Genomic DNA, 983 nt, shown 5'->3' with positions numbered 1-983 from the left:
CGGCCGATTCCGTCTCGGCGGCGACGTCGGCGTCCACCATCATCGCCACCAACTCCTCGAACCCCACCCGCGGCTTCCACCCCAACACCTCCCGCGCCTTCGACGAATCCCCCACCAGCACATCCACCTCAGCCGGCCGGAAAAACCGGGGATCCTGCCGCACGAACCCCGACCAGTCCAAGATCCCCACCCGCCCGAACGCCGCATCCAACAACTCCCGGATACTGTGCGTCTCCCCGGTCGCCACCACATAGTCGTCCGGCGCGTCCTGCTGCAGCATCCGCCACATCGCCTCCACGTAATCCCCCGCGAAACCCCAGTCCCGCCGCGACTCCAGATTCCCCAACGACAACGAGTCCTGCAACCCCAACGAAATCCGCGCCACCGCCCGCGAGATCTTCCGGGTCACGAACTCGATCCCCCGCCGCGGCGACTCGTGATTAAACAACAACCCCGAACACGCGAACGCCCCGTACGACTCCCGATAATTCACCGTCAGATAGTGACCGAACGTCTTCGCCACCCCGTACGGCGACCGCGGGTGAAACGGCGTCGACTCCCGCTGCGGCGTCTCCCGCACCTTCCCGAACATCTCCGACGACGACGCCTGATAGAACCGCACCCCCGACATGTCGTTACCACCCGCGATCCGCAACGCCTCCAGAACCCGCAGCACCCCCATCCCCGTCGTCTCCCCGGTCAGCTCCGCCTGCTTCCACGACAACCCCACGAACGAGATCGCCCCCAGGTTGTACACCTCGTCCGGCTGCGAGATCTCCACCGCCCCGATCAACGACGGAAGATCCGTCAGATCCCCCTCCAACAACACCACCCCTGGCACCAGCCGCTCCACCGTCGCCACCTTCGGGTTCGACTGCCCCCGCACCAACCCGAACACCTCATAACCCTTCGCGGTCAGCAACTCACCCAGATACAACCCGTCCTGACCGGTAATCCCGGTAATCAGCGCGCGAGGCACGTCG

The 983-nt window shown here is 65.5% G+C and carries 1 protein-coding gene; it reads right to left on the bottom strand.

The genetic code is table 11. The annotated features are described in order from the left end of the window. The coding region (gmd, locus tag AC08OJ_RS14950; RefSeq protein WP_476596028.1) for a GDP-mannose 4,6-dehydratase at positions 1 to 979 on the bottom strand (979 nt) is incomplete at its 3' end. Positions 980 to 983 lie beyond the last annotated feature (4 nt).

The organism is Frankia sp. CgKIO3 (assembly GCF_977946435.1).
The sequence above is the reverse complement of the archived record's forward strand: the minus strand, read 5'-3'. Positions and strand labels throughout refer to the sequence as shown.